The organism is Pseudomonas sp. (assembly GCF_050739655.1).
Taxonomy (GTDB): Bacteria; Pseudomonadota; Gammaproteobacteria; order Pseudomonadales; family Pseudomonadaceae; genus Aquipseudomonas.
Map to the genome: position 1 here is coordinate 1 of NZ_JBOIBY010000297.1, position 4,118 is coordinate 4,118.

The 4,118-nt window shown below is 60.9% G+C and carries 4 protein-coding genes; 3 read left to right on the top strand and 1 reads right to left on the bottom strand.

Annotation, left to right across the window (positions count from 1 at the left end; genetic code table 11):
- Positions 1-72: 72 nt before the first annotated feature.
- A complete protein-coding gene (gene mtnA, locus ACRESJ_RS14380; RefSeq protein WP_431758480.1) occupies positions 73-1,149 on the bottom strand; it encodes an S-methyl-5-thioribose-1-phosphate isomerase in 1,077 nt (358 codons plus the stop codon).
- Between the two features lie 108 nt (positions 1,150-1,257).
- On the opposite strand from mtnA, the gene ACRESJ_RS14385 reads away from it, so the two are divergent.
- The 3 genes from ACRESJ_RS14385 to mupP are packed head-to-tail and all read left to right on the top strand — an operon-like array spanning position 1,258 to position 4,026.
- Entirely contained in the window at positions 1,258-2,592 is a 1,335-nt protein-coding gene (locus ACRESJ_RS14385; RefSeq protein ID WP_431758481.1) for a TRZ/ATZ family hydrolase, read from the top strand.
- Between the two features lie 59 nt (positions 2,593-2,651).
- On the top strand, positions 2,652-3,350 hold the full coding sequence (gene ubiG, locus ACRESJ_RS14390; RefSeq protein ID WP_007985381.1) for a bifunctional 2-polyprenyl-6-hydroxyphenol methylase/3-demethylubiquinol 3-O-methyltransferase UbiG: 699 nt from the start codon (positions 2,652-2,654) through the stop codon (positions 3,348-3,350).
- Positions 3,351-3,354: 4 nt separating this feature from the next.
- Positions 3,355-4,026: an N-acetylmuramic acid 6-phosphate phosphatase MupP gene (gene mupP, locus ACRESJ_RS14395; RefSeq protein ID WP_431758482.1), complete on the top strand. Its 672-nt coding sequence runs from the start codon at positions 3,355-3,357 to the stop codon at positions 4,024-4,026.
- Positions 4,027-4,118: the final 92 nt, after the last annotated feature.

Sequence of the window (4,118 nt, forward strand, 5' to 3'; positions counted from 1 at the left end):
GTATTGCGGTGTACACAAAACCTGTGGGAGCGGGCTTGCCCGCGAAGGGGCCCTCAAGCTCGGTAAAAATTTTTAATGCAGGCGCTTACGGCACATCAGCTGCGCCATTTTCGCCGTATCCGGGCGCTCGACGATGCCTTTCTCTGTGACGATCGCATCGATCAGGTCTGCCGGAGTCACGTCAAACACCGGGTTGAACGCATCCACCTCAGCCCCGACCCGTTTGCCGCCGACTTCCAGCAATTCGAGTCCGTCGCGCTCCTCAATCGGGATGTCGTCGCCACTGGCCAGGTGCATATCGATGGTCGAACTCGGCGCCACCACCATGAAACGCACGCCGTGGTGCATGGCATTGACCGCCAGCTGGTAAGTACCAATCTTGTTCGCCACGTCACCATTGGCGGTGATCCGGTCCGCGCCGACGATCACCCAGGTAACGCCTTTGGTTTTCATGATGTGGGCGGCAGCGGAGTCGGCATTGAGGGTGACGGGAATGCCCTCGCTGGCCAGTTCCCACGCGGTCAAGCGCGAGCCTTGCAGCCAGGGGCGGGTTTCGTCGGCGTAGACGCGCTCGACCATGCCTTCGATGAATGCCCCCCGAATCACCCCCAGCGCCGTACCGAAACCGCCAGTGGCCAAGGCCCCGGTGTTGCAGTGGGTCAGGATTGCCTGGGCGTTGCCCTGATGTTTGCGGATCAGGTCGACACCCAATTGCGCCATGGTCAGATTGGCTTCGCGATCACTCTCATGAATGGCGATCGCCTCGGCTTCCAGCGCCGCCAACGGGTCGGCATTTTCTTTCAGGCGATCGAGTCGATCATGCATGCGGCCCAGCGCCCAGAACAGGTTGACCGCAGTGGGACGGGAGTCAGAAAGCAGTGCGAAATCCTCTTCCAGCGCCGCGTACCAATCGCCGCCTTCGGCAATTCGTGTACGGGCTGCCAGCACGATGCCATAGGCCGCACTGATGCCAATGGCCGGCGCGCCGCGCACCACCATCGAGCGAATGGCCTCGGCCACACCCGCCGCGCTGGTGTAGGCAATCCAGGTTTCCTCGAACGGCAAAATACGCTGATCCAGCAGATAGAGGGCACCATCACGCCAATCGATGGCTTTCACCTTCTCCGCAGCCAACAGTCGATCGCGCATCCTACACCCCGCACTCATGAACAAAAGCCGCCGATTATAGCGATCCCCCCGCGAAGACGCTCGGGTATACTTCGCCATCCTTTACAAAAGCACTGGAACCCACCTTCGATGCCGAACCCTGCCGCTGCGCTCGACCTGCTATTGCTGCCGACCTGGCTGGTACCCGTCGAACCCGCTGGCGTCGTGCTCAAGGATCATGGCCTGGGCATCCGCGACGGGCGCATCGTCTTCATCGGCCCACGCTCTGCCGCCCTGAAGCTTAACGCAAGTGAAATCCGCGAATTGCCGGACATGCTGCTCAGCCCTGGCCTGATCAATGCCCACGGGCACGCGGCAATGACCCTGTTCCGCGGCTTGGCAGATGACTTGCCACTGATGACCTGGCTGGAAAACCATATCTGGCCGGCCGAAGCCAAATGGGTCGACGAGGAATTCGTGCGCGATGGCACTGACCTCGCGATCGCCGAACAGCTAAAAGGCGGCATCACTTGTTTCTCTGACATGTACTTCTTCCCGAAGGTTGCCAGCGAACGCGTACACAACAGCGGTATTCGCGCACAAATCGCGATTCCAATCCTGGATTTCCCGATCCCGGGCGCCAGCACGGCGGACGAAGCCATCCGTCAGGGCATCGAGTTGTTTGGCGATCTCAAGCACCACGAGCGCATCAAAATCACCTTCGGCCCTCATGCGCCCTACACGGTAGGCGATGAAAACCTGGAAAAAATCCGGGTGATCGCCGAGGAACTTGACGCATCGATTCACATGCACGTGCATGAAACGGCCTTCGAGGTGCAGCAATCGCTCGAACATGGTGGCGAACGCCCGCTGGCGCGGCTTGCGCGCCTGGGCATGTTGGGGCCGCGTTTCCAGGCCGTTCATATGACGCAGATCAGCGATGAAGACCTGGCGCTGCTGGTAGAAAGCAACACCAATGTGATTCATTGCCCGGAGTCGAACCTGAAACTGGCCAGCGGCTTCTGCCCGGTGGAGCGTTTGTGGCTGGCGGGTGTCAATGTTGCCGTGGGCACCGATGGCGCCGCCAGCAACAATGATCTGGACCTTCTCGGCGAAACCCGTACCGCAGCCTTGCTGGCCAAGGCCGTCGCCGGCTCGGCCACGGCACTGGACGCCCATCGCGCCCTGCGCATGGCCACCCTCAACGGCGCCCGCGCCTTGGGGATCGAAGCCGAGACCGGTTCGCTGGAAGTGGGCAAAGCCGCCGACATCGTCGCGTTCGATCTCTCCGGCCTGGCTCAGCAACCGATCTACGACCCGGTTTCGCAACTGATATACGCCACGGGGCGGGACTGCGTGAAACACGTTTGGGTCGCGGGCAAGCAACTGCTCGACGACCGTCGCCTGACGCGCCTGGACGAACAACAGCTTTGCGCCACGGCCAAGCGTTGGGGCCAACGCATCAGCGGTCATACCGAATCGTAAGACTCCCCGGACTCAACCCCGGGGCAACAGGATTTTTCAAGTTTCAGAGGACATAGACCATGAGCAACGTCGACTACGCCGAAATCGCCAAATTCGAGGCCCTGGCCCATCGCTGGTGGGACCGTGAAAGCGAATTCAAACCGCTGCACGACATCAACCCGCTGCGGGTCAACTGGATTGACGAACGCGTCAACCTGGCCGGCAAGAAAGTCCTCGACGTCGGTTGTGGCGGTGGCATCCTCAGTGAAGCCATGGCCCAGCGCGGCGCGACCGTGATGGGTATCGACATGGGCGAAGCGCCGCTGGCGGTCGCGCAGTTGCATCAACTGGAATCGGGCGTGAACGTCGAGTACCGGCAGATCACCGCCGAAGCGCTGGCCGAAGAGATGCCGGAGCAGTTCGACGTAGTCACCTGCCTGGAGATGCTGGAACACGTGCCGGACCCGTCCTCGGTGATCCGTGCCTGTTTCCGTATGGTCAAGCCCGGTGGCCAGGTGTTTTTCTCCACCATCAACCGCAATCCGAAGGCGTATCTGTTCGCCATTGTCGGCGCCGAATACATCATGAAGCTGCTGCCGCGCGGCACTCACGATTTCAAGAAATTCATCCGCCCTTCCGAGCTCGGCGCCTGGAGCCGCATGGCCGGCCTGACCGTCAAGGACATCATCGGCCTGACGTACAACCCGCTGACCAAGCACTACAAACTGGCGGCCGATGTGGACGTCAACTACATGATCCAGACCCTGCGCGAGGAATAAGCCGATGCCAATCAGAGCAGTTCTTTTCGACATGGATGGCACCCTGCTCGACACCGCGCCGGACTTCATTGCGATCTGCCAGGCGATGCGTGCCGACCGCGGCTTGCCGCCGATCAACGATAAACACATTCGCGACGAGATCTCTGGCGGCGCCAAGGCGATGGTCGCGGTGACCTTCTCCATGGACCCGGAATCACCGGGGTTCGAGGAGCTGCGCCTGGAGTTTCTGGAGCGCTACCTCAAGGATTGCGCCGTCCACAGCAAACTGTTCGACGGCATGGGCGAACTGCTGGCCGACATCGAGAAAGCCAACCTGATCTGGGGCGTGGTCACCAACAAGCCGGTGCGCTTTGCCGAACCGATCATGCAGCGACTTGGGTTGGCCGAGCGTTCGGCCCTGCTGATCTGCCCCGACCACGTGAAAAACAGCAAACCGGACCCGGAGCCGGTGATCCTTGCCTGCAAGATGCTTGACCTGGACCCGGCCAGCGTCCTGTTCGTGGGCGATGACTTGCGCGACATCGAGTCTGGACGCGATGCCGGCACCAAGACCGCCGCCGTGACCTTCGGCTATATCCACCCGGATGATAATCCGCGGCATTGGGGTGCGGATGTGGTGGTTGATCATCCGCTGGAGTTGCGCAAGGTTTTGGATAGCGCACTGTGCAGCTGCTAAAAATCGGTTTCAAATCCTGAAAATGCTTTGTCGGTACTGACGCCTTCGCGGGCAAGCCCGCTCCCACATGGTTTTCGTTGTACCTGTGGGAG